The sequence below is a fragment of the Paenibacillus flagellatus genome (assembly GCF_003217775.1).
GTDB classification, from domain to species: domain Bacteria; phylum Bacillota; class Bacilli; order Paenibacillales; family NBRC-103111; genus Paenibacillus_AB; species Paenibacillus_AB flagellatus.
In genome coordinates, this window is the sequence record NZ_QJVJ01000022.1 from 38,971 (window position 1) to 62,753 (window position 23,783).

Consider the following 23,783-nt stretch of genomic DNA (forward strand, 5'->3'; position numbering starts at 1 on the left):
TACTGCAAACAAAAAAGAAGAAAAGCCTCGTCGAAAAGCCTTGCGGCAATTGAAGTGAGACCTTTTTCGCGGTAGCGTGGCAGCCTTCCCATGTTCACATTTAAGTAGATTTTCCGCAAAATGTAAACATTATACTTCTTTCGCCAAAATTATTCATGTCCTTCCGAAAAAAGACTTGACATTTTAGCGAAATAAAGACATGACGCCCATCCTAATACTGACATTTTATAATATTACCACAACGGGCCACCGGAGTCAAATACAACTTACTCGGGCGTTCGTCAAGCAGAAACTTGTCGAACGGTCTACTTCCGCGCGCAATAGATGCGATAGCCCTTGTCCTTATCGACTTCTTCGACCGACGCGAACAGCGATTCCAGCTTGGCGAGAGCGGAAGGCGCTCCCTGCTTCTTCTGAATGACGATCCACAATTGACCCCCTTCGACCAAATGCTGATGCGCCTCCTCGAAAATGCGGTGCACGACCTGCTTGCCCGCCCGGATCGGCGGATTCGATAAAATTTTCGTAAACGCGCGTCCCGCCACCGGCTCGAACAGGTCGCCCTGCTTCACCTCGACGTTCGACACTTGATTGGCCGCCGCATTGGCGCGGGCGAGCTCCACCGCCCTTTCGTTGATGTCGACCATCGTGACGCGCCCACGCTTGGCCAGCGTCGCCGCGGTTATGCCGATCGGCCCGTAGCCGCAGCCGACGTCAAGCACCTCGTCCGTCTCGGCGATGTCCATCGTCTCGATCAGGAGACGGCTGCCAAAGTCGATCCCTTCCTTGGAAAATACGCCGGCATCGCTCGTAAAGGCGAACGTTCGGCCGCGCAGCTCGGTCCGGATCGTCTGGCGGTCGCTCGCCGCCGTCGGCTTCTTCGAATAATAATGATCCGCCATTCAGCATCCCTCCGCGAATGCAACAATCCCCCTTGAAGCGCCAGGCTCCAAAGGGGATTTGCGTTTGCCGAAATTACTTCACTTCTACTTTTGCGCCAGCTTCTTCGAGCTTGCCCTTGAGCGCTTCCGCGTCTTCTTTGGACACTCTCTCTTTGATCGGCTTCGGCGCGCCGTCTACGAGGTCTTTCGCTTCTTTCAGGCCGAGACCCGTAATTTCGCGAACGACTTTGATAACGTTGATTTTGGAAGCGCCGGCGTCGACGAGGATAACGTCGAATTCCGTTTGCTCTTCCACTTCAGCAGCGCCGCCGCCTGCTACTACCGCTACCGGTGCAGCCGCCGTTACGCCGAATTCTTCTTCGATCGCTTTGACAAGATCGTTCAGTTCGAGAACCGTCATGCCTTTAATGGCTTCCAAGATTTGCTCTTTGCTCATGGGTTAACCCTCCATAGATACGTATTTGGGATAAAAAATCGAAAGCTTATGCTTGCGCTCCGCCTTCTTGCTTTTCCGATACCGCTTTGACCGCGAGGGCGAAGTTGCGGATCGGCGCTTGCAGCACGCTGAGCAACATGGACAACAGACCTTCGCGGGAAGGCAGGTCCGCCAGTGCCTTGATTTGGGCTACGTCCACGACGCGGCCTTCGACTACGCCGCCTTTGACTTGCAGCGCGTCGTTCTTTTTCGCGAATTCCGACAAGATTTTAGCCGCTACGACGACGTCGTCTTTGCTGAACGCCACGGCGGTCGGTCCCGTCAATGCGCTGTCGAGGTCGGTCAAACCGGCTTCGGCGGTCGCACGGCGAACGAGCGTGTTTTTCAACACTTGGAAATCGACGCCCGCTTCGCGGAGACGCTTGCGCAGCTCGGTCACTTGAGCCACGTTCAGCCCGCGGTAGTCGGCAACGATCGTGCTCGCGCTGTCGCGCAGCTTCGCCGTTACGTCGGACACGACTTGCTGTTTCTCTTGAAGCACTTTTGCGTTTGCCATCTGTACACCTCCTGAAAAACTGGCTTCTTGCTTGGCGCGATGTTGCCGTACAGCCAACGAAAAAGCCTCCGTTGGTTAGACGGAGGCATGACGTTCCATGCAACTTTTTCGCTAAGGAAAAAGCTTGCTGCATTGTATCGCAACACCTCGGTAGGACATTAAGCCTTGCGGCACCTACTGTCTACGGTCAACATATTCGCTTTTGGAAAACCTCTAACAGATTACCACGTCCGCCCGCAAAATGCAAATGGCGAAGTTCGCCAAAGCGGAGCCGCGGAAATCAGCGGAACGTTTGCGGGTTTACGCGAACGCTCGGGCCCATCGTCGAGGAAACGGCGATGTTGCGCAAGTATACGCCTTTGGCCGCTGCCGGCTTCGCACGCACGAGAGCTTCCACCAAAGCGCGGAAGTTTTCTTGCAGCTGCTCGGCGCCAAACGATACTTTCCCGATCGGAGCGTGAATTTGTCCGGCGCGGTCGAGACGGTACTCGATTTTACCGGCCTTGATTTCCTTCACGGCGTTAGCCACGTCAAACGTAACGGTACCGGCTTTCGGGTTCGGCATCAAGCCTTTGCCCCCGAGCAGACGGCCCAGTTTACCGACTTCGCTCATCATGTCCGGCGTAGCGACGCAGACGTCGAAATCGAACCAGCCTTGCTGGATTTTGTTGATCAAATCTTGATCCCCGACGAAGTCCGCTCCGGCCGCTTCGGCTTCTTTCGCCTTGTCGCCTTTTGCGAACACGAGGACGCGCTTCGTTTTACCCGTACCGTTCGGAAGCACGACGACGCCGCGGACGGCTTGGTCTTGCTTCTTCGGGTCGACCCCGAGACGAACGGCGACTTCGACGGTTTCGTCGAATTTGGCGGGAGCTGCCTTCTTCACGAGTTCAATCGCTTCCGCCGGCTCATAGCTGGCGTCCGGATTGACAAGCTTGGCAACTTCTTGGTACTTCTTGCCGCGTTTTGCCATGTTCGTACATCCTCCTTGTGTGGTGTTAGCGGAAAATCCTCCCACTGTCGCGGTCCTGCGACCGCCTCAAACAAACGATTGCGATCAGTCTTCTACGACGACGCCCATGCTGCGGGCGGTACCTTCGACCATACGCATTGCGGCTTCTACCGAAGCGGCGTTCAGGTCTTGCATTTTTTGCTCGGCGATTTGGCGGACGACGTCACGCTTCACCGTAGCGACTTTCTTCTTGTTCGGCTCGCCGGATCCTTTTTCGATCTTGGCGGCAACGCGCAGCAATACAGCAGCCGGAGGCGTCTTCGTCTCGAACGTGAAGGAACGGTCTTCGAATACCGTGATCACGACCGGAATGATCAAACCGGCTTGATCGGCGGTACGCGCGTTGAACTCTTTGCAGAACGCCATGATGTTGACCCCTGCTTGACCGAGTGCGGGACCGATTGGCGGCGCCGGGTTCGCTTTGCCGGCCGGAACTTGAAGCTTCACCATCTTGATAACCTTTTTAGCCATGCGACACACCTCCTTGCTCGTAATGTGGTGCGAGCGGGACCTTGCGGCACCCTCCCACGGAGAGTCCATCCGATAGACAGACCCAGAAACCGGATAAAAACGTTAGAAGCCGGACCGAATCATCCGAGGATGGCGCCGACCCGAATCTTATATCTTCTCCACTTGAGTGTATTCCAACTCCAGCGGGGTTTCCCGTCCAAACATGTTGACGTGCACTTTCAGCTTCGCCTTGTCGGTCAAAATATCTTCGACCGTGCCGACGAAGTTCGCGAACGGACCTACCTTGACGCGGACGGTTTCCTTGAGCTCGAAATCGATCTTCGGCTTCGGCTCCTCGATGCCCATGTGCTTCAGAATCGCGTCGACTTCCTCCGGCAGCAATGCCGTCGGCTTCGAGCCCGATCCGGTCGATCCGACGAATCCGGTCACGCCCGGCGTATTGCGCACGACGTACCACGAATCGTCCGTCTGGATCATTTCGACGAGCACGTAGCCCGGATATACTTTCCGCATGACGGTTTTCTTCTTGCCGTCCTTGTTCACGATCTCTTCTTCCATCGGAACGAGCACGCGGAAAATCTTATCCTGCATGTTCATCGAGTCCACGCGTTTTTCCAAGTTCGCTTTGACTTTGTTCTCATACCCGGAATAGGTATGTACGACGTACCATCTTTTCTCCATAATGTCACCCGGCTCCCATTATTCGAACAGGCGCAGGATTTCGCTCAGCCCGAGGTCAATCAGCCAAAAGTAGATGGTCATAAACGTGCACGTCGCAAGTACCACAAGGGTGTAACTGGTGAGCTCCTTACGGCTTGGCCATTTTACCTTCTTCAACTCCGACCAGCTGTCGGCGAAAAACGAAAAGGTCGAGCCGAAGCCTTGCTTCATTCTTTGCACAAATGTCACGATTACACCTCCAAACCTGCGGCGCCCCAAATTTCGCGGACATAACAAAAAACCCCCGGAAAAGGGCTACCTGAACCACTTTATCACAGACTGATAGGCGTGTCAAGAAAACGCCCTCGTGTGTGTCGCGCCTGAACCGACTCGTACCAGTGTTGCCGAAACGCTCCTTCTCTAAACCCGAATCTTCCAATAACGCGAACCCGACTATAACAAAAGGACATTCCTCTTCCTCGCGGAAAACGGGAATGCCCTTATACGTCGCGCACTTCCAAATAACGCTCGAGCTTGCGCTTCACTCGCTGGAGCGCATTGTCGATCGATTTCACGTGCCGGTCCAGATCGACCGCGATTTCCTGATACGAACGTCCGTCCAAGTAAAGCATGAGCACCTTGCGCTCGAGATCGCTCAAAATCTCTCCCATCTTATCCTCGAGACCGCTGAACTCCTCCTGATTGATGATGAGCTCCTCCGGGTCGGTGACGCGGGAGCCGCAGATGACGTCGAGCAGCGTCCGGTCCGAATCCTCGTCGTAGATGGGCTTGTCCAGCGATACGTACGAATTAAGCGGGATGTGCTTTTGCCGGGTGGCGGTTTTGATGGCCGTAATGATCTGGCGGGTAATGCACAGCTCGGCGAACGCCTTGAACGTGGCAAGCTTGTCCTCGCGGAAGTCGCGGATCGACTTGTACAGGCCGATCATGCCTTCCTGCACGATATCCTCGCGATCGGCTCCGATCAGGAAGTAGGATCTCGCTTTGGCACGGACAAAATTTTTGTACTTGTTGATCAAGTACTCGAGCGCCTCGCTGCTGCCTTCGCGTACCGATTCCACTACCTCTTCGTCGGCCATCAGGTCGTAATCGTGCATTCTCGAATCTTTGAGGTCGATGCTCACCAATATCCCTCCGGCTGCAAGCTGAACCTAGCGATCCACTTCGAAAGATAGGATTAGTATACATTATGTAATCTAACATCGTCAACCGCGCCGTACAGGGAATAAGTAGGTTGGCGTAACGTTTCCTCACTTGCCTCGCCGCCATTTTTCGAACAGCTCCCGCATCGAATCGCTCAGCTTGCTGTCGATCGAGTTTTTGGCCGGAGCCGTCGATTCTTCGATTTTGACCCGGATTTCCTTGCGGATCTCGCGGATGGCGAGCCGCAGCTCTCTCGCGGGCAGCCGGAGAGCGCCTTGTCCGAACGTAACGTGCTGCTCCACCGAATCGGAGGTCGCGACGTAGATTTGCACCCGCCTTCCTTTCAGCTCCGCTACCAGTCTCTCGATTCGCTCGTCCGCGGTTTCTTTCTCCCGGGTATACAGCACCTCGACTTTATGCTGGCTGTAGACGCCGCCGATCCCGGGGACTTGGTGCGCGTCGAAAACGACGTACACTTTGTTGCCCCGGTACGACTGGTAATCGGCCATCATGTCGATGAGCCGGTCCCGCGCCTGTTCCAGGCTGATGTCTTTCAGCTTCTGCAGTTCCGGCCACGATCCGATGATATTGTAGCCGTCCACGATGACGATTTGTTTCATCCTCTCCCGACCAGGACGGTTACGAGACCGTCGCGCCGCGCTGGCGGACGACCTCATACATGAGCACGGAGGCGGCAACGGAGGCGTTGAGCGAATTGATCCGGCCGGCCATCGGCAGCTTGACGAGGAAATCGCATTTCTCCTTGATCAGCCGGCCGATGCCGCGATTTTCGTTGCCGATGACGATGGCGAGCGGCATCGTGAAGTCGGCTTTGTACACGAGCTGCTCCGCCTCCACATCGGCGCCGGCGACCCATACGCCTTCTTCCTTCAGCGCGTCGATCGTCTGGGCGATGTTCGTCACGCGCGAGACCGGCACGTATTCGACCGCTCCCGCCGACGTCTTCGACACCGTCGCGGTCAAGCCGACCGAGCGCCGCTTCGGGATAATGACGCCATGAACCCCGGTACAGTCGGCGCTTCGGAGAATCGAGCCCAAATTATGCGGATCCTCGATTTCGTCCAGGATGAGCAGGAACGGCGCCTCGCCCCGCTCCTTCGCCTTCGCCAGCAAATCGCCCACCTCGACGTAGCCGTGTGCGGCCGCCTGCGCGACGACCCCTTGATGGGGGACGTCGGAGACGAGCTGGTCCAGCTTCCGTTTGTCGACGAACTGGATGACGATCTGCTGCTTTTTCGCTTCCGCCACGATCGGCTGCGTATGATGCTTTTGCGCCTGTTCGGCGACGAATATTTTATGAATCGTCCGGCCGGAGCGGAGCGCCTCCAGCACGGCGTGTTTACCGGCAATCCATTCTTCTTCCATCGATCAGCTTCCTCCCGGTTGTTCCAACATGAGCCCGAACAGCAGTTCCAGCCGATCGAACCGTTTCGTGTAGTATAAAAATCCGATCAAGCACTCGAAGCCCGTGCTATGCCGGTAGTCGAGCACGTCGGCGTTTTTCGGCATCGTCCCGGACTTGGCGTTGCGCCCCCGCTTCACGATATCGGCCTCCTCCGGCGTCAGGTGCGGCTGCCACAGCTGCAGCGTCCGCGCCTGCGCCTTGGCGGAGACGAACTTCACCGCCTCGCGGTGCAAATGGTTCGGCCGGTGGTTCGGCCGCGAGATGACGTACTGCCGGACGAGCACCTCGAATACGGCGTCGCCCATATAAGCGAGAACGAGCGGGTTAAGCTGCGCCGCATCCTTCGCCGGCTCGAATTGAAACAGATTCCCGTCCATCAGCGTCGCCCTTTCATTTCCGCCGCCAGCGCAGCCCTTGGGGCGTATCCTCGAGCAGGATTCCTTTGGCCGTCAGCAAGTCGCGGATTTCGTCGGCCCGCGCCCAGTTTTTGGACTTGCGCGCCTCCGTCCGATCCTCGATCAGCCGCTCGATCTCTTCGTCCAGCAGCTCCTCGGCCGGCTCCGTTAGTATGCCCAGAACGCCGTCCCATTCGCGAAGCGTATCGAGCAGCAGCTCGAGCGTCGCGACGGTCGCTTCGGACTTCGCCAAGTAGGCGTTGCTTTCCGCGATCAGGTCGAATACGGCGGTAATGGCGTCCGCGGTATTGAAATCGTCGTCCATCTTGTCGCGGAACGTCTTCTTCGCCCGCTCCACGGCGGCCCGCACGTGCTCGTCGACGGCACCCGAGGATGCGCTCTGCAGCCGATGCCGAATGTTCGCGACGCCGTTCTCGATCCGCTCCAAGCCGTTGCCGGCTTGCTGCAGCGCGTCTTCGCTGAAATTGAGCGGGTTCCGGTAATGGGTGGACAAGAACAGGAAGCGGATCGCCTGCGGCTTCACCCGCTTCACGAGCTCCTTCACGTTAATGCCGTTTCCGAGCGATTTCGACATTTTCTCGTTGTCGATATGAAGGTATCCGTTATGCATCCAATAGTTCGCGAGCGGATGGCCGTTCGCGCATTCGGACTGCGCGACCTCGCATTCGTGGTGCGGGAACTGCAAATCTTGCCCGCCGCCGTGGATGTCCAGCGTCACGCCCAAATATTTGCGCGCCATGGCGGAGCATTCGATATGCCAGCCCGGCCGGCCGTCCCCCCACGGACTCGGCCAATGGATTTCGCCCGGCTTGGCCCCTTTCCACAGAACGAAATCTTGCGGGCTTTCCTTCCGCTCTCCGACTTCGACGCGGATGCCGAACTGCAGCTCCTGCAGGTTCTGATGCGACAGCTTGCCGTATTCCGCGAATTTCTCGGTGCGGAAATAGACGTCCCCGCCGCTCGGGTATGCGTAGCCTTTGTCCACGAGATCCTGGATCAGCGCCACGATCTCCGGAATGTTCTCCGTCACCCTCGGATTGACGCTCGCCTTGCGGATGCCGAGCGACTCGATGTCCTCGTAGTAGGCGGCGATATACTTTTCCGCGATTTCCGGCACCGTATCGCCGACCTGCTCCGCTTTGCGGATCAGCTTGTCGTCGACGTCCGTGAAGTTGACGACGTAGTTCACCTCGTAGCCGGTCGATTCCAAATAGCGACGCACGACGTCGAAGAAAATCGCCGGTCTTGCGTTGCCGATATGAATATAGTCGTACACGGTCGGACCGCAGACGTACATGTTCACTTTGCCCGGCGTGATCGGGACGAACGTTTCCTTGCTTCGAGTCAGCGTGTTATATACTTTTAGACTCATACGGTTGAACCCCTCCGTTAAATCGTTTCAGCTCGCCTTGGAGCCGCTCCACTTCCGTGCGCAATTCCTGGATTTGCTTCTCCATATGCCGGAACACCTCGATCAGCGGATCCGGCAGCTTGTCGTGATCAAGCTTGTTGAGGCTTACCCCGTTGCGCTTGACGATCCGGGCTTTCAAGCCGACGACGGTGCTGTTCTCGGGCACTTCCTCCAGCACGACGGCGTTCGCTCCGATCTTGGCGTTGTCGCCGACCCGGAACGAGCCGAGCACTTTGGCGCCGGAGGCGATGACGACGTTGTTGCCGATCGTGGGATGGCGCTTGCCCTTCTCCTTGCCGGTGCCGCCCAGCGTGACGCCTTGATACAGCACGACGTCGTCGCCGATCTCGCACGTCTCCCCGATGACGACGCCCATGCCGTGATCGATGAACAGCCTCCGGCCGATACGCGCTCCCGGGTGTATCTCGATCCCCGTCATAAACCGGCTCACCTGTGAGATGATGCGGGCGATCGTGAACCAGCGGCGGTTGAAAAACCAGTGTGCAAGCCGGTGCGCCCATATGGCATGCAGACCGGAATAGGTGAAAATCACCTCGAAGACGCTGCGAGCGGCCGGATCGTTGTCGAATACGGCCTGAATATCCGATTTCATGCGGCTGAACATGGACACACCCCTCTTTCGATCTCCCTGATTTTTTCATACAAAAAGCCTCTGCAGCCGTAGCTGCAGAGGCGTCTTATCGCGGTTCCACTCTGCTTGGACGGGCTCGCGCCGCTCGCGACAACCGCGAAGCACGACGAATAACCGTCCGTCTCGTATCCTTAACGCGGATTCATACGGCGACGCCTACCCTGCATGAAGCAGCTCGGCCGTGCGGCTCACGGGCGCATTTCCGTAGCGGCGGGAATAGGCGACTCGCACCCGGCGTCATCCGACGCCGATCGCCCTCTCTGGGAAACCCGGTCTTTACGTACTCTCCCGATCGATGCCTTTGGTTCGTTGTAAGAAATTACAACAAGTATACAATATCAGGCGAAAGCTGACAACCGGTTGCGCAGTCTTTCCGCAACCCGGCCGCGCCCGAGCAGCGCGATCGTCTGATTCAGATCGCGGCCGTGCACCTGACCGGTCAAGGCGACGCGGACCGGCATGAACAATTGCTTGCCTTTGTAGCCCGTATCCTTTTGCACGCTCTTAAGCATCGCTTGGATCGCCTCGGGCGTAAACTCCGACGCCTGCTCGACTTGCGTCAAGAAAGCGCGCAGCACATCCGGCACGTGCGCCTCCGCCAGCACGGCTCGGCCTTCCTCGTCGTCGGCCGGTTCGTCGGCGAAAAACATGTCCGTCAGCGGCACGATGTCGGCGGCGCAGTTCAGCTGCTCCTGATAGAGCGCCACGAGCGACTGCACCCATTCCCGCTTCTGCGGGTCGAGGTCGGCCGGGATGCGTCCCGCCTTCTGCAAGTGCGGAATCGCCAGCTCCGTGACGCGCGCCGGGTCGGCCTTTTTCAAGTAATGGTTGTTCATCCAATTCAGCTTGTTCTTATCAAAAAACGCCGGGCTCTTCGACAGCCGATCCGCATCGAAAGCCGCTATCAACTCGTCGCGGGTGAAGATTTCGTTCTCCCCTTCGGGGGACCAGCCGAGCAGCGCGATGAAGTTGAACATCGCCTCCGGCAAATAGCCGAGCTGGTCGTACTGCTCGATGAATTGGATGATCGACTCGTCCCGCTTGCTCAGCTTTTTGCGCTGCTCGTTCACGATCAGCGTCATGTGCGCGAAATGCGGCGGCTCCCAGCCGAGCGCTTCGTAAATCATCAGCTGGCGCGGGGTGTTCGAGATATGGTCCTCGCCGCGCAGCACGTGGGAGATTTCCATCAGATAATCGTCGACGACGACGGCGAAGTTGTAAGTCGCGATGCCGTCTTTCTTAATAATGACGAAATCGCCGATGCCGTCCGATTCGAACGTGATATCGCCTTTCACAAGGTCGCGGAACGTGTACGACTTCCCTTCCGCCACCCGAAACCGGATGCTCGGCACGCGGCCTTCCGCCTCGTACGCCCGGCGCTGCTCCTCGGTCAAGTTCCGATGCTTGCCGGAATAGCGCGGCGTCTCTCCGCGAGCGGTCTGCTCCTCCCGCTCCCGCTCCAGCTCTTCTTCCGTGCAGTAGCAATAGTACGCGCGGCCTTCCGCTATAAGCTGCTCGGCGTACTTGCGGTAAATATCGAGCCTTTGCGTTTGGTAGTACGGACCGAACGGACCGCCGACGTCCACGCTTTCGTCCCAATCGACGCCGAGCCACTTCAAATACGTCAGCTGGTTCTCGACGCCGCCGGGGACGTTGCGCTTGACGTCCGTATCCTCGATGCGAATGATGAATTTGCCGTTATGATGGCGCGCGAACAAGTAATTGAACAGCGCCGTCCGAGCATTGCCGATATGCAGATGACCCGTCGGGCTCGGCGCGTAGCGTACGCGAATCGGTCTCGTCATGAAGAAGCTCCTCCCGTGGCAACCTGAAATGATTTACGAACGATCATAGCACAACTTTCTGCAAACAGACAACCGACTGCGCCGCAATTCCTTCGCCCCGGCCGGTGAAGCCGAGCTGCTCCGTCGTCGTCGCCTTCACGTTCACCTGCGAGACGTCCGCCTCCAGCACGCGGGCGATCAGCTCCGCCATCGCCGGAATGTACGGCGCCATCTTCGGCTTCTGGGCGATTATCGTCGAATCGATGTTGCCGAGCTTATAGCCCATCCGCTTCGCCATGTCCCAAACATGCTCGAGCAGCTTGACGCTGTCCGCGTCCTTGAACGCCGGATCGGTATCGGGAAAATGTTTGCCGATATCCCCTTTCCCGAGCGCTCCGAGAATGGCGTCGCTGATCGCGTGCAGCAGCACGTCCGCGTCGGAATGGCCGAGCAGCCCTTTCTCGTACGGAATGTCCACGCCGCCGATAATGCACTTGCGCCCTTCCACCAGCTGGTGCACGTCAAAGCCTTGTCCGATGCGAATCACAACCCATCGCTCTCCTCTCGCTCCTGCAGCAGTCGTTCCGCCAGCAGCATATCGTCCGGCGTCGTAATCTTGATATTCGCGTAATCGCCTTCCACGACGTATACGGGATGGCCGAGCCGCTCGACGAGCGTCGCGTCGTCCGTCCCGACGAATCCTTCCCGCTCCGCTTCCCGGTGCGCTTCGACGAGCAGGTCAAGACGAAAAGCTTGTGGGGTTTGCACCGCCCACAAGCTCCGTCTCTCCGGCGTCGACTCGATCCGACCGGACGGATCGACGACCTTGATCGTATCTTTCACCGGCACCGCCACGACGGCGGCTCCGGATTCGCCAGCCTTGTCCAAGCAGCGGTCGATCAGCTCCCCGGTCAGGAACGGACGTACGCCGTCATGTACGGCGACGACCTCGATTCCGTCCGGAAGGCGCTCCAGTCCGATGCGGACCGAATGCTGTCTCTCCGATCCGCCGGCCGTGATGGCCGTCACTTTCGTCAAGCCGTATCGTTCGACATAGCCGACGCACCGCCCGATATCGCCGCTCCCGGTAACGACCACGATCGCCTCGATCCGAGGCAGCCGCTGGAACGTCTCGAGCGTATGCACGAGAATCGGCTTGCCGCCTACCTCCAAAAACTGCTTGCTCTCGGACGTTCCCATCCGGGTTCCTTTGCCCGCCGCCACAACGACGACGCCATATGTTGTCATCTTCTTCTACCCCGCTGTATCCGTTCATGAAATCGGTGCCCAAGGCTTGCTCAGGCGCCAACTTCTATCATAACGGTTTACAGCGCTTTTTCCAACAGTTTCGGCTTGGCGAAAATCATCCTTCCCGCCGACGTCTGCAATACGCTCGTTACGAGCACCTCGATCGTGGCGCCGATATACTCGCGCCCGCCCTCGACGACGATCATCGTGCCGTCGTCCAAGTACGCGACGCCCTGGCCGTGCTCCTTGCCGTCCTTGATCACCTGGACGAGAATTTCTTCGCCCGGCAGCACGACCGGCTTCACCGCGTTGGCCAGATCGTTGATGTTGAGCACCGACACGCCCTGCAGCTCGCACACTTTGTTCAGGTTGAAATCGTTCGTGATCACCTTGCCCTGAAGCGCCTTGGCCAACCGGACGAGCTTGCTGTCCACCTCGGAAATTTCCTCGAAGTCGCCCTCGTAGATGAGCACCTTGACGTCGAGCTCTTTCTGGATCTTGTTCAGAATGTCCAGCCCGCGGCGGCCGCGGTTGCGCTTGAGCAGATCGGACGAATCGGCGATGTGCTGAAGCTCCTCCAGCACGAATTCCGGAATGACCAGCGTTCCCTCGATAAAGCCGGTTTTGCAAATGTCGGCGATCCGCCCGTCGATAATGACGCTCGTGTCCAATATTTTGTGCTCGTCCTTGATCGGGGCGCCCTTCTTCTTCTTGTCCCCGAAGCCGAACGTCGCGACATGGACCAAATCCTCGCGCTTCTTGTAGCCGATGCGAAAGCCGCTGACGCCCAGAAAGGCGGTCGACGCATAAGCGAGCAGCGTCCCGACGTCGCCCGCGCGGGCCAGCGTCGGAAACAGCAGCGCGGCGATGACGAGCCCGAGCAAGAGCCCCGCCAATCCCGAGAACAATTCGAGCGAAGGCGTTTTCGCCACGCGATCCTCCCAATCCCGAATCCGTTCGAAGCCGGAGCCGAGCAGCCAGGCGGACGCCGCCATTACGATCGCCGCACAGCCGAAAGCGGCCCAGTACGCCATTCCCGGAATAGTATCGATCCCGAACAACGGGCCCACAATAGGTAACAAAAATTGCTCGATCGCTTCCTTGCGCCAGTACCCCAACAAGCCTCCCGCCAATGTCAGCAAAAGCTGAAGTTGCCGTTTTGCCAACCAACATCACCTCCAAATCAACAGTTCGTGTTTCCCCATTACCAATTATGATCCAATTTGCGCGGGCCTAATCCGGAGCAGTAAACTTTTTCCTGCAAATTGAACTTTGCCGGCGATTCTTTTATAATGAAACATAGTGAGATTATGGGAACACGGGGTGAATGGAATGAGCGGCTTAACGTTAAAGCAGTTTCAAGAGCAAGTATCCGAATTGCTACTCCGTCACCGAAGCTTACTCGACGTCTTGTCCAAATCGCAGCAATCGAGCGCATCCGTCAACCGGAGCGTCATCAAATCCGTAACCGAATGCGGTTGCATTACCTTGCAAGCCAACAAGCAGCCTTATCCGGACGACCTGTCGCTCGAAGAGGCGAAGGCGCTGATCCAAACCCATATCAACGGCGAATTATGCGAAAATTGCGTCGATGCGATTACCGTGCAGCTCGGCAAGCATTTGTTCTATTTGTCGTCGCTGTGCAACCTGCTCAACCTCGATCTGGACGAAATCATCGACAAGGAATCGAAGAAATGCTCCACGCTCGGGCTGTTCAACTTGTCCTGACGACGGACGGTTCGATAACGACAAAAAAGCATTTATTTTCTGAACCTCAGAAAATAAATGCTTTTTACTTTCGATCTATTCCTTTGGGTAAGCCGTTAACCGTGCGTCTCGCTCTTGGAAGGCTCGTCGGCGGCGTTCATCCGTTTGCGGCGGCGAAACAGCCGTCTAGCGTTTTTTTTTAGCCCGTTCAAACCGTACAGCGCGTAAATAACCAACGGCACGAAAATCAGCTTCGACAAAATGCCCGGGTAGATCACCGCCAGCGTAACCGCGCCGGCGACGATGATCGGCGTAAGCCACAAAGCCGTCTTCGGGATGCCGACCTTCTTGAAGTTCGGGTATTTCACCGTGCTGACCATCAGGAACGACAACACCAGCGTGCTGGCAAGCAAAATCGAAGTCGGAATTTCATTGTGGAACAGAGCCAGCGTGCTGAGGACGCTGCCCGCAGCCGGAATCGGCAAGCCGATAAAATAGCCGGGCACTCCCGATATAACGTTGAACCGGGCCAAGCGAAGCGCCCCGCAAATCGGGAACACGGCCGTGACGATCCAGGCGAGAGCCGACATGTTCAGCTCTTGAAAAGCGACCACATACATAATAAAAGCCGGCGCAACGCCGAACGAAATGACATCGGACAAGGAGTCGAGCTCTTTCCCGAATTCGCTTTGCGCGTTCAATGCGCGCGCCACGCGTCCGTCCAAGCCGTCCAGAAGCATGGCCACGATAACGAAAATGGCGGCTAGCTCCGCATTCTTGTTATCCGCACCCGAATTGAACGCCAATATGATGGCGACAATCCCCAGGAACAAATTGCCTACCGTAAACATGCTGGGAATTGAGTTTCTGATCATGAAAGGCTCCACCTCTAACCTATACTATGCCCCAATAAGGCCCGCTTCATGCCGCGAACGACCGGGACTTACGAACCTATCTTCTGATTGTAGGCAATTTAGATATGTCTGTCAATGAACAATTGTTCCTGCATCCTTCTAAGCCCTTCCTTGATCGCTCTTGCCCGGACTTCGCCGATGCCGTCGACTTCGTCCAGCTCCTCGATCGTCGCCATGACCATATGCGGCAGCCGCTCGAACGTCTCCACGAGGTTGTGGATGATGACGGAGGGCAGTCTCGGCAGCTTGTGCAGCATCCGGTATCCGCGCGGCGCCACCGTCTCTTCCATCATCGTGTTCGAATACGGATAACCGAGTATCCGGATGATGTGCTGCTGATCGAGCAGCTCCTCCGAGCTCAGCTTGCGCAGCGACGCCGCAATTTCGCGAACCTTCTCCTCGCTGCAGTCGCGGCAGTAGTCTTTGATGAGCAGCAGCGATTCCTGATCCGTCGAGCCGACCAGCTCCTCGAGCTGCATGCTGATCAGCCGTCCTTCCGTTCCGAGCTCATTGATGTACCGTTTGATTTCGGCTTTGACGCGAAGCACCATTTCGACCCGCTGGATGACGTTCGCCACCTCGTGCAGCGTCACGAGCTCCTCGAATTCGGAAGCGCCCAAATTCGTAAACGCCTGGTCGAGCACGGAGCGGTACTTCTCCATCGTCTGGATCGCCTGATTCGCTTTCGTCAAGATGACGCCGATATCTTTGAGCGCATAACGCAAGTTGCCCTGATAAACCGTGATGACGTTCCGGCGCTGGGAAATGGAGACGACCAGCTTGCCGGTCTGCTTCGCTACGCGTTCGGCGGTCCGGTGACGGATGCCCGTCTCGATGGAAGGGATCGAGGAATCCGGGATCAGCTGCGTATTGGCGTACAAAATACGCTTGATATCTTCGCTCAAAATGATGGCCCCGTCCATCTTGGCCAACTCGTACAAGTAGTTCGGGGAAAAATCGCAATTGATCGAGAAGCCGCCGTCCACAAGCTCCATCACTTCCGGACTGTAGCCGACGACGATGAGAGCTCCCGTCTTGGCCCGAAGAACGTTCTCCAACCCTTCGCGAAACGGCGTGCCGGGTGCGACCAATTGCAAAATTTGCGTCATGATTTCCTGCTGCGTTCCTTCCTTCATCTCCATCCCCCCTGTCGACACTGCCGTTATTCCAACGCGGCGTTCAATGCGTCCGCAACCGTATCCACCCCGATAATTTCGACGCCTTGGGGAGGCGTCCATCCCTTCATGCTTTTGCGCGGCATGATGACCCGCTTGAAGCCGAGCTTCTGCGCTTCCTTCACCCGCTGATCGATGCGCGATACGCCGCGCACTTCGCCGGTCAGGCCGATTTCGCCGAATACGACGTCGAACGGCTGCGTCGGGCGGTCCTTGAAGCTGGAAGCGATGGCTACGGCCGCCGCCAAATCGACCGCGGGCTCGTCGAGCTTGACGCCGCCCGCTACGTTCAAGTACGCGTCCTGGTTTTGCAGGAAAAGGCCGACTCTTTTTTCCAACACGGCTATGATTAGCGAAAGCCGGTTATGATCGATGCCGGCGGACATGCGCCGCGGACTCGGAAAATTCGTGCTGGAGACGAGCGCCTGCAGCTCGACGAGCACCGGGCGAGTCCCTTCCATGCTGGCGACGACCGTAGAGCCGGATACGCCGAGCGGCCGTTCGGACAAGAACAGCTCCGACGGGTTCGTCACCTCGGCCAAGCCGCCCTCGTTCATTTCGAAAATACCCATTTCGTTCGTGGAGCCGAACCGGTTTTTGACCGCTCGCAGCAGCCGGTAGGCGTGATGACGCTCCCCTTCGAAGTAAAGGACGCAGTCCACCATATGCTCAAGCAACCGCGGCCCCGCGATAGCGCCTTCCTTCGTCACGTGCCCGACCAGTACCGTCGCGATGCCTCGTATCTTAGCTATTCGCATAAAATGCCCGGTACATTCTCTCACTTGCGCGACACTGCCCGGCGCGGACGTCACGGCCGGGTGGAACACCGTCTGGATCGAGTCGACGACCATGAAATCCGGCTGCACGTTCTCGATCGCTTCCTCGATCAGCTCGACGTTCGTCTCGCACAGGACGAACAAGCGGTCCGACAAGGCGCCGAGCCGATCGGCCCGCAGCTTGATTTGACGGGTCGATTCCTCCCCGGAGATATACAGCACTTTCAGGCCGACTGCGGCCAAGCTGTGCGACGTCTGCAGCAGCAGCGTCGACTTGCCGATGCCGGGATCGCCGCCGACCAGAATCAGGGAACCCGGAACGACGCCTCCGCCCAGTACCCGGTTCAATTCATTCATTTGGGTCAAAATTCGTTTTTCGTGACTGCTTTCTATATGTATGATCGAGGTCGCTTTTTCTTTCGTCTGGGTCAAGGCCGTATGGAAACCTTTCGACTTGCCCGTTATTTCGACTTCCTCGACCATCGTATTCCAGCCGTTGCAGCCCGGACATTTGCCAAGCCATTTCGGCGACTCGTATCCGCATTCCTGACAGCAAAACTTCGTTTTCGTTTTGGACATGATCGTTCCCTCATTCACATAGTAACCAAAGTGTACCATTTCGTGAAACCGATGAAAACCCCGTATCCCCACGACACCCCGCAAAACGCGCGAAAAAGCACTCCGATTCCCCGAAGGAAACCGAAATGCTTTTTCGGATTGCCGGCCGCTTACGCCGGCTGGTTGTTGTTTTTCAGAACGACGAGCTCGCCGTCGACTTCGTCGATCGTCAACGAATCGCCTTTGGAGATGTTGCCCTTCAGCAGCTCTTCGGACAGACGGTCCTCGATATGCTTCTGGATCGCCCGGCGAAGCGGACGCGCACCGTACGTCGGATCGAAGCCTTCCTTGGCCAAAAACTCCTTGCCCCGCTCGGTGAGCGTGAACTCGACGTCTTGTTCGCGCAGCCGCTTGCTCAGCTCGTCGGACATGAGGCTGACGATCTGGGCGATATGCTCCTGCTCCAGCGAATGGAAGACGATAATTTCGTCGATCCGGTTCAGGAACTCCGGACGGAAGCTTTTTTTCAGCTCGCCCATTACTTTGTCCTTCATGTTCGAGTAATCGCGCCCCGCATCGGCTGCGGCCAAGAAGCCGAGCGTCGAATTTTTCTTGATCATCTCGGCGCCGACGTTCGACGTCATGATGATGAGCGTATTGCGGAAGTCGACGGTGCGGCCTTTCGAATCGGTCAACCGGCCGTCCTCCAGCACTTGCAGCAAGATGTTGAACACTTCCGGGTGCGCCTTCTCGATTTCGTCGAGCAGGACGACCGAATACGGCTTGCGGCGCACTTTCTCGGTCAGCTGGCCGCCTTCCTCGTAGCCGACATATCCCGGAGGCGCCCCGACGAGACGAGACGTCGAATGCTTCTCCATATATTCGGACATGTCGATCCGGATCACGGCGTTTTCGTCGCCGAACAGCGACTCTGCCAGCGCCCGCGCCAGCTCGGTTTTGCCGACGCCGGTCGGACCGAGGAAGATGAAGGAGCCCATCGGGCGCTTCGGATCTTTCAAGCCGGCTCTCGCCCGGCGAATCGCCCGGCTGACCGCTTTGACCGCCTCGCCTTGGCCGATGACGCGCTCATGCAAAATGTCTTCCATCTTGAGCAGACGCTCGGTTTCTTCTTCCGCCAGCTTGCTGACCGGAATTCCCGTCCAGCTGCCGACAACTTGGGCGATATCTTCCGGCGTTACCTCGGAATCGGTGCGGCCTTGTTTTTCTTTCCATTCGTTCTTCGTGGCGTCGAGCTCGTCGCGCATTTTTTGCTCGGTGTCGCGAAGCGCCGCCGCCTTCTCGAACTCTTGGCTTTGCACCGCCGCATCCTTCTCCTTGCGGATGTTTTCCAGCTGCGATTCGAGCTGCTTCAAGTTCGGCGGTACCGTGTACGAACGCAAGCGCACTTTCGAGCTCGCCTCGTCGATCAGGTCGATCGCTTTGTCCGGCAGGAAACGGTCCGTAATATAACGGTCGGACAGCTTCACCGCCTGTTCGATCGCTTCGTCGGTAATTTTTACCCGGTGATGGGCTTCATAGCGGTCGCGCAACCCGTGAAGAATTTGAATCGCTTCTTCCGGTGTCGGCTGATCGACCGTAATCGGCTGGAACCGGCGTTCCAGCGCGGCGTCCTTCTCGATATATTTGCGGTATTCGTCCAGCGTCGTCGCGCCGATGCACTGCAGCTCGCCTCTCGCGAGCGCCGGCTTCAAAATGTTCGAGGCGTCGATGGCGCCTTCCGCGCCGCCGGCTCCGATGAGCGTATGCAGCTCGTCGATGAATAGGATGATATTGCCGGCCGCCCGGATTTCATCCATAATTTTTTTCAAACGATCCTCGAACTCCCCGCGGTATTTCGTACCCGCCACGACCGACCCCATATCGAGCGTCATGACGCGCTTGTCGCGGAGCGTCTCCGGAATTTCGTTGTTGACGATTTTTTGCGCGAGTCCTTCGGCGATCGCCGTTTTGCCGACGCCGGGCTCCCCGATCAGGACCGGGTTGTTTTTCGTCCGGCGGCTCAGCACTTGGATGACCCGCTCGATTTCTTTGCTCCGTCCGATAACCGGATCGAGATTGCCTTCCTTCGCATAAGCGGTCAAGTCGCGCGCCAATCCGTCCAGCGTCGGCGTATTGACGTTAGCCGACGTCGAATGGCTCGACGACACCGCCTCGCTGCTTCCGAGCAGCTGAAGCACTTGCTGGCGAGCCTTGTTCAGGCTGACACCCAAATTGTTCAGGACGCGTGCGGCTACGCCTTCGCCTTCGCGAATCAGGCCGAGCAAAATATGCTCCGTCCCGACGTACGTATGTCCCAGCTTGCGCGCTTCGTCCATCGACAGCTCGATAACCTTCTTCGCTCTCGGCGTATAGGCGATATTGCTCGGCTGCTCCTGCCCTCTGCCGATGAGCGACTCCACTTCGTCTTGAATTTTCTCGAGGCTGAGTCCCAGCGCTACGAGAGCTTTGGCCGCGATGCCTTCCCCTTCGCGGATAAGACCGAGCAAAATATGCTCCGTCCCGATGTTGTTATGACCGAGCCGGACCGCTTCTTCTTGCGCCAACGCGAGCACCTTTTGGGCGCGTTCGGTAAATCTGCCAAACATCATGGAAAGCACCTCCACAGTTAATATATCAAATGTTGGTAAGATCGCAACCGGAAGTTGCGACTCAAGAACTCGTTATTTTATCGCGGATCAGCTCGGCTCTCCGGATATCCCGGTCGTCCGCCGACAAAATCGATCCGGCGTACTGCTGCAAAAAGCCGGGCTGCGTCATGACCATCAGCTCGTTCAACACGTGCGGCGACACGTTGTGCAGCAGTCCCAAGTCGACGCCCAGCCGGACGTCGGACAGTCGCTGCGCCGCCTCTTTCGAATCCATGATCGAGGCGTGCGACAAAATGCCGTACGAGCGGTTCACCCGATCGGCTACGCGCATTTTCGATTCGCCGAGCAGCTTTTGCCGGGCGGCCCGCTCGTGCTCGATAATTTGCTTCGCGACGCCATGCAGGTTGTCGATGATTTCCTCCTCGGATTGTCCGAGCGTAATCTGATTCGACACCTGGAACATGTTGCCGATCGCCTCGCTGCCTTCGCCGTACAGCCCTCTTACCGCAAGCCCGACCTGATTGATCGCCTGCAAAATGCGGTTCATTTGCTGAGTCAGCACGAGCGCCGGCAAATGCATCATGACCGAAGCCCGGATGCCCGTTCCCACGTTGGTCGGACAGCTGGTCAAAAAACCGTGTTTTTCTTCAAAAGCGTAATCGACCTGAGACTCGAAAATATCGTCGATCTGATTGGCCAAATCCCACGCCTCCCGGATCTGGAACCCGGGGCACAAGCATTGGATACGCAAATGGTCTTCTTCGTTGACCATGATGCTGACCGATTCGTTGTCGTTGATCATAACCGCGCCGTTGCGGGATTCGTTGGCCAAATTCGGGCTGATCAGGTGCTTTTCGACCAAAACCCGTTTTTGCAGCTCGCTGAGCTGATCCAGAATAAACAGATCGAACCCGCTTACGGTTTTCAATTCGTCGTTATGCAGCACTTTCACGACTTGGTCCAGCACGTCCTTCGATTGCTTGTTCGTCGCCAGCATCGGAAACGGATGATTTCTGACGTTGCGCGCCAGACGAATTCGGGTGCTGATGACGACATCCGATTCGGGACCTTTGCCCTTCATCCAGTCGCTGAGCGCTTGCTCGAAAATTTTCGATCGATCCAAATCCAATCCGCCTCCTTCCCTTACGCGTTCGATCCGTTCAGCTTCGTTTCGAGCTCGCGAATCTGGTCGCGGATCCGGGCCGCTTGCTCGAACTCTTCTCGGGCGATGCTCAGCTGCATGTCTTGCTTCAGCTTGTCGATTTCGCGCTTGTATTGGATCAGGCCGCCCGTTCGCTTCGGCACCTTGCCGACATGAACCGTGTTGCCGTGAACTCGCTTGAACAACGGATCGAGCCTGCCGGAAAAGTGCTCATAGCAGGAGCTGCAGCCGAAGCGGCCGATTTTGCTGAACTGACTGTAGGTCAAACCGCAATGATCGCAGCGCAGCTGCTGCGGCTTAACCCCGACCGCCGCCTGGGACGGGTCGAAATCGAGAAGTCCCGACAGCAGGTTATGGATAGAAAAGCCGTTCGGCGTTCCGGGGATGAGCTCCCCTTTTTCCCGGGCGCACGATTCGCAAATGTGAAATTCCGTTTTCTCCCCGTTCACGATTTTCGTGAAATGGAGCGTCGCCGGTTTTTTGTTGCATTCTTGGCAAAGCACCCTCGATCCCTCCTTGCAACTCGTCCGAATGGAAGTCGAAGCCCGTTATTTGCCCAGCAGGGCGATCAGCATCGCCTTCAGCAATCTCGCCCGAACTTCGTCCCGGAGCGGAAGCTTGAGATTCAGGACGTCCCGGGCTACGGCCGCCCTGAGCAAATTGGCTTCCCGAGCGGTAATGAACCGTCCTTCCTCCAGCTGATATATAATACCTTCCGCGGAAGCCTGATCGAGCTCCATGCCGACCGTGCGGAAAATATGAACGTGAATGGCTTCCTTGGAAGGAAGCTCGACGCGTTGAATGCGGATATATCCGCCGCCCCCTCTTTTGCTTTCGACCAAGTACCCTTTCTCCAGCGTGAAGCGCGTACTGATGACGTAATTGATCTGGGACGGCACGCATTGAAATTTCTCGGCCAGCTCGCTTCGTTGTAGCTCGACGACTCCATCCGGGCTCTGCTGCAAAATGTTCTTCAGATATTGTTCGATGATATCGGAGACATTACGCATCGAAAGAACCCTCCAAATGAAAGTAGTACGGCCGGCGGTTTCGCCTGAAAAGTCGGAAAGTTCCGTCGTATTGACTTTGACTTTCTTTGACTATATACCCATTATAATCGGTTTTTTCGTTCTTGCCAAGTATCGCCTTCACTTTTTCTAAAACGTTAGAAGCCCTTCCTGTTCAGTATATACCAAAACAGCTCCGGATTTACCGGGGGTGTCTCGACCAATTCATGCTTACAGCGACGGGTTCACATTTTCTTAACTTGGAAACCGGTTCGGTATCCGGTAAATTGGGTAATTAATAAAGATAGACCGGAGGGGAGTTTTAAAATTGAATGCGAAGATGACCCGACAAGCGGTTTGGTCCATTATTCTGCTTATCGCGATCAGCCGAGCCGTCATGGTGTTGACGGGTTATATGGGCATGAATTTGTTCGCTTCTTATACGGAAGCGCCGACCTATGAGCAGCGGGCACCCGGCGTCGTACCCGACTATTCGATGAACGTGCCTACGGATCTGGCCGACACGAGAAAACCGAAATTGACCGATTTCGTCAAATTCGACAGCTTCGCCTACTTGAAAATCGCTACCCGAGGCTACGACGCTTATCGGATCGATGAGCCGCATCCGCCGGCGAACTGGGTGTTTTTCCCGCTTTATCCGCTGCTGATCTTCGCGCTGGGCCAAGTCGTGGGGCTCGGCCTGCTGGAGCCGGCCGTCGTCGGAATGATCGTGTCCAATGCATGCTTGGCGGCCGCCTTTTTTTATATTTATCGGTTTGCGATGGGACAAGGATTATCGGAGGGACAATCCCGTTCCGTGCTCGTGCTGATGCTGGCGTATCCGACCTCGCTGTTTTATTCGCTGCCGTATACGGAAAGCCTGTTCCTGCTTCTTTCGGCGGCTTCGCTTTATTACGCGACGAACAAACGGTATGCGCTTGCCTTTATGGCCGCCAGCTTATCGACCGTTACTCGGGTCCCCGGGTTCATCAATTTGTTTTTCGTAGTGGGTAGTGTCCTGTTGAACGAAGGCTTTCGGTGGAATCGAAGGTATTGGCGATGGGGGTTATACGCCGTCCTTTCACTGGTTCCCATGGGGCTATATTTGCTGTACATGAAACGGCTGACCGGCGATTATTTGGCGCCTTTTCACGAGCAGAGCTTGAGCTGGTACCGATTTACGGCCGCCCCGTTCGCCAACTACGTTCATTATTTCGAGAAGCCGTACTTCATGGCGCCGGGCGGATGGGACAACGGTTTTATCGCCTTTATCGTGTCTACGCTCGTGTTTGCCGTATATTTGCTCTATTTGATACTCGGTGGAAAACCGTTCTGGCGATCCTCCAAACAATGGCTGCTCTGGGTATACGGCGCGCTGCTGATCGTCATTCCGTTTTCCAGCCAGCCTTGGTACTTGGCCAGCGTCGTTCGCTATATGATGGTATGCATCCCGTTGTTCCTGTACGTGATCAAGCTGACGGAGAAGCGGGACCATGTGCGGTTCGCGATTTTATGGGTGTTCCTGTTCCTTAACGCCATTACGACGATCGCGTTTTTCAACGATTATTACTTCATGGCTTAATGCCGTATCAATGCAAAAAAGACGCTAATCCATAACGGAATAGCGTCCTTCTTCGCTTGGCAACGTCCTACTCTCCCAGGACCCTGCGGTCCAAGTACCATCGGCGCTGGAGGGCTTAACGGTCGTGTTCGGGATGGGAACGCGTGGATCCCCTC

Annotated in this window: 26 protein-coding genes, 1 rRNA gene and 1 other annotated feature; of the genes, 2 read left to right on the forward strand and 25 right to left on the reverse strand. The window is 56.9% G+C overall.

All coding sequences use genetic code 11. The features are described 5' to 3' along the window. Positions 1-305 precede the first annotated feature (305 nt). From DLM86_RS30725 to DLM86_RS30805, 17 genes are all read right to left on the reverse strand, one after another. Positions 306-902 carry a class I SAM-dependent methyltransferase gene (locus DLM86_RS30725; protein ID WP_110843906.1) on the reverse strand — a complete coding sequence of 199 codons (597 nt, stop codon included), beginning with the start codon at positions 900-902 and terminating at the stop codon, positions 306-308. A gap of 73 nt (positions 903-975) precedes the next feature. Next, positions 976-1,338 carry a 50S ribosomal protein L7/L12 gene (gene rplL / locus DLM86_RS30730; RefSeq protein WP_110843908.1) on the reverse strand — a complete coding sequence of 121 codons (363 nt, stop codon included), beginning with the start codon at positions 1,336-1,338 and terminating at the stop codon, positions 976-978. Positions 1,339-1,384: 46 nt separating this feature from the next. Next, the gene (rplJ, locus tag DLM86_RS30735; protein WP_110843910.1) at positions 1,385-1,894 is read right to left on the reverse strand and encodes a 50S ribosomal protein L10; all 510 of its coding nucleotides are present in this window, start codon (positions 1,892-1,894) and stop codon (positions 1,385-1,387) included. Between the two features lie 49 nt (positions 1,895-1,943). Next, positions 1,944-2,099 (reverse strand) — a sequence feature (ribosomal protein L10 leader region). 75 nt (positions 2,100-2,174) lie between these two features. Continuing rightward, on the reverse strand, positions 2,175-2,867 hold the full coding sequence (gene rplA / locus DLM86_RS30740) for a 50S ribosomal protein L1 (protein ID WP_110843912.1): 693 nt from the start codon (positions 2,865-2,867) through the stop codon (positions 2,175-2,177). 84 nt (positions 2,868-2,951) lie between these two features. Next, positions 2,952-3,377 (reverse strand): 50S ribosomal protein L11, encoded by a 426-nt coding sequence (gene rplK, locus DLM86_RS30745; protein ID WP_110843914.1) that lies wholly within the window; start codon positions 3,375-3,377, stop codon positions 2,952-2,954. Positions 3,378-3,524: 147 nt separating this feature from the next. Further along, the gene (nusG, locus tag DLM86_RS30750) at positions 3,525-4,058 is read right to left on the reverse strand and encodes a transcription termination/antitermination protein NusG (RefSeq protein WP_110843916.1); all 534 of its coding nucleotides are present in this window, start codon (positions 4,056-4,058) and stop codon (positions 3,525-3,527) included. Positions 4,059-4,076: 18 nt separating this feature from the next. Continuing rightward, positions 4,077-4,286 carry a preprotein translocase subunit SecE gene (gene secE / locus DLM86_RS30755; protein ID WP_110843918.1) on the reverse strand — a complete coding sequence of 70 codons (210 nt, stop codon included), beginning with the start codon at positions 4,284-4,286 and terminating at the stop codon, positions 4,077-4,079. A 251-nt stretch (positions 4,287-4,537) separates the two neighbouring features. Continuing rightward, a complete protein-coding gene (gene sigH, locus DLM86_RS30760; protein WP_110843920.1) occupies positions 4,538-5,182 on the reverse strand; it encodes an RNA polymerase sporulation sigma factor SigH in 645 nt (214 codons plus the stop codon). 126 nt (positions 5,183-5,308) lie between these two features. Continuing rightward, a complete protein-coding gene (locus DLM86_RS30765; protein WP_110843922.1) occupies positions 5,309-5,821 on the reverse strand; it encodes an NYN domain-containing protein in 513 nt (170 codons plus the stop codon). A gap of 19 nt (positions 5,822-5,840) precedes the next feature. Beyond that, complete coding sequence (gene rlmB, locus DLM86_RS30770; protein ID WP_110843924.1) at positions 5,841-6,587, reverse strand: 23S rRNA (guanosine(2251)-2'-O)-methyltransferase RlmB; 747 nt, start codon at positions 6,585-6,587, stop codon at positions 5,841-5,843. Positions 6,588-6,590: 3 nt separating this feature from the next. Next, positions 6,591-7,004 carry a Mini-ribonuclease 3 gene (locus DLM86_RS30775; RefSeq protein ID WP_110843926.1) on the reverse strand — a complete coding sequence of 138 codons (414 nt, stop codon included), beginning with the start codon at positions 7,002-7,004 and terminating at the stop codon, positions 6,591-6,593. A gap of 13 nt (positions 7,005-7,017) precedes the next feature. Then, positions 7,018-8,415 carry a cysteine--tRNA ligase gene (cysS, locus tag DLM86_RS30780; protein ID WP_110843928.1) on the reverse strand — a complete coding sequence of 466 codons (1,398 nt, stop codon included), beginning with the start codon at positions 8,413-8,415 and terminating at the stop codon, positions 7,018-7,020. After that, positions 8,396-9,079, reverse strand: coding sequence for a serine O-acetyltransferase (gene cysE, locus DLM86_RS30785; protein ID WP_110843930.1), 684 nt, complete (start codon positions 9,077-9,079; stop codon positions 8,396-8,398). Before cysE ends, cysS begins: the two co-directional genes overlap by 20 nt. Before the next feature lie 365 nt (positions 9,080-9,444). Next, complete coding sequence (gene gltX / locus DLM86_RS30790; protein ID WP_110843932.1) at positions 9,445-10,911, reverse strand: glutamate--tRNA ligase; 1,467 nt, start codon at positions 10,909-10,911, stop codon at positions 9,445-9,447. Positions 10,912-10,954: 43 nt separating this feature from the next. Beyond that, positions 10,955-11,437 (reverse strand): 2-C-methyl-D-erythritol 2,4-cyclodiphosphate synthase, encoded by a 483-nt coding sequence (ispF, locus tag DLM86_RS30795; protein WP_110843934.1) that lies wholly within the window; start codon positions 11,435-11,437, stop codon positions 10,955-10,957. Then, positions 11,434-12,138, reverse strand: coding sequence for a 2-C-methyl-D-erythritol 4-phosphate cytidylyltransferase (gene ispD, locus DLM86_RS30800; RefSeq protein WP_110843936.1), 705 nt, complete (start codon positions 12,136-12,138; stop codon positions 11,434-11,436). Before ispD ends, ispF begins: the two co-directional genes overlap by 4 nt. Before the next feature lie 77 nt (positions 12,139-12,215). After that, positions 12,216-13,304, reverse strand: a complete 1,089-nt coding sequence (locus tag DLM86_RS30805) for a PIN/TRAM domain-containing protein (RefSeq protein ID WP_110843938.1) — start codon at positions 13,302-13,304, stop codon at positions 12,216-12,218. A gap of 166 nt (positions 13,305-13,470) precedes the next feature. Here DLM86_RS30805 and DLM86_RS30810 point away from each other — a divergent pair, with 166 nt between their 5' ends. Continuing rightward, positions 13,471-13,866: a DUF1573 domain-containing protein gene (locus DLM86_RS30810; RefSeq protein WP_110843940.1), complete on the forward strand. Its 396-nt coding sequence runs from the start codon at positions 13,471-13,473 to the stop codon at positions 13,864-13,866. Between the two features lie 95 nt (positions 13,867-13,961). On the opposite strand, the gene pssA is transcribed toward DLM86_RS30810, so the two are convergent. From pssA to DLM86_RS30845, 7 genes are all read right to left on the reverse strand, one after another. Further along, entirely contained in the window at positions 13,962-14,720 is a 759-nt protein-coding gene (gene pssA / locus DLM86_RS30815; RefSeq protein ID WP_110843949.1) for a CDP-diacylglycerol--serine O-phosphatidyltransferase, read from the reverse strand. Between the two features lie 98 nt (positions 14,721-14,818). Further along, positions 14,819-15,895 carry a DNA integrity scanning diadenylate cyclase DisA gene (gene disA / locus DLM86_RS30820; protein WP_110843951.1) on the reverse strand — a complete coding sequence of 359 codons (1,077 nt, stop codon included), beginning with the start codon at positions 15,893-15,895 and terminating at the stop codon, positions 14,819-14,821. A 26-nt stretch (positions 15,896-15,921) separates the two neighbouring features. Beyond that, entirely contained in the window at positions 15,922-17,289 is a 1,368-nt protein-coding gene (gene radA, locus DLM86_RS30825; protein ID WP_110843953.1) for a DNA repair protein RadA, read from the reverse strand. Between the two features lie 149 nt (positions 17,290-17,438). Beyond that, on the reverse strand, positions 17,439-19,877 hold the full coding sequence (gene clpC / locus DLM86_RS30830; RefSeq protein WP_110843955.1) for an ATP-dependent protease ATP-binding subunit ClpC: 2,439 nt from the start codon (positions 19,875-19,877) through the stop codon (positions 17,439-17,441). A gap of 61 nt (positions 19,878-19,938) precedes the next feature. Next, on the reverse strand, positions 19,939-20,958 hold the full coding sequence (mcsB, locus tag DLM86_RS30835; RefSeq protein WP_245955043.1) for a protein-arginine kinase McsB: 1,020 nt from the start codon (positions 20,956-20,958) through the stop codon (positions 19,939-19,941). Between the two features lie 62 nt (positions 20,959-21,020). Next, a complete protein-coding gene (mcsA, locus tag DLM86_RS30840) occupies positions 21,021-21,542 on the reverse strand; it encodes a protein-arginine kinase activator protein McsA (protein WP_110843957.1) in 522 nt (173 codons plus the stop codon). Positions 21,543-21,587: 45 nt separating this feature from the next. Continuing rightward, positions 21,588-22,049, reverse strand: a complete 462-nt coding sequence (locus DLM86_RS30845; protein ID WP_110843959.1) for a CtsR family transcriptional regulator — start codon at positions 22,047-22,049, stop codon at positions 21,588-21,590. A gap of 325 nt (positions 22,050-22,374) precedes the next feature. On the opposite strand from DLM86_RS30845, the gene DLM86_RS30850 reads away from it, so the two are divergent. Beyond that, positions 22,375-23,628, forward strand: a complete 1,254-nt coding sequence (locus DLM86_RS30850; protein WP_110843961.1) for a glycosyltransferase family protein — start codon at positions 22,375-22,377, stop codon at positions 23,626-23,628. A 54-nt stretch (positions 23,629-23,682) separates the two neighbouring features. On the opposite strand, the gene rrf is transcribed toward DLM86_RS30850, so the two are convergent. Then, a 5S ribosomal RNA gene (rrf, locus tag DLM86_RS30855) occupies positions 23,683-23,783 on the reverse strand; the annotation flags it as partial.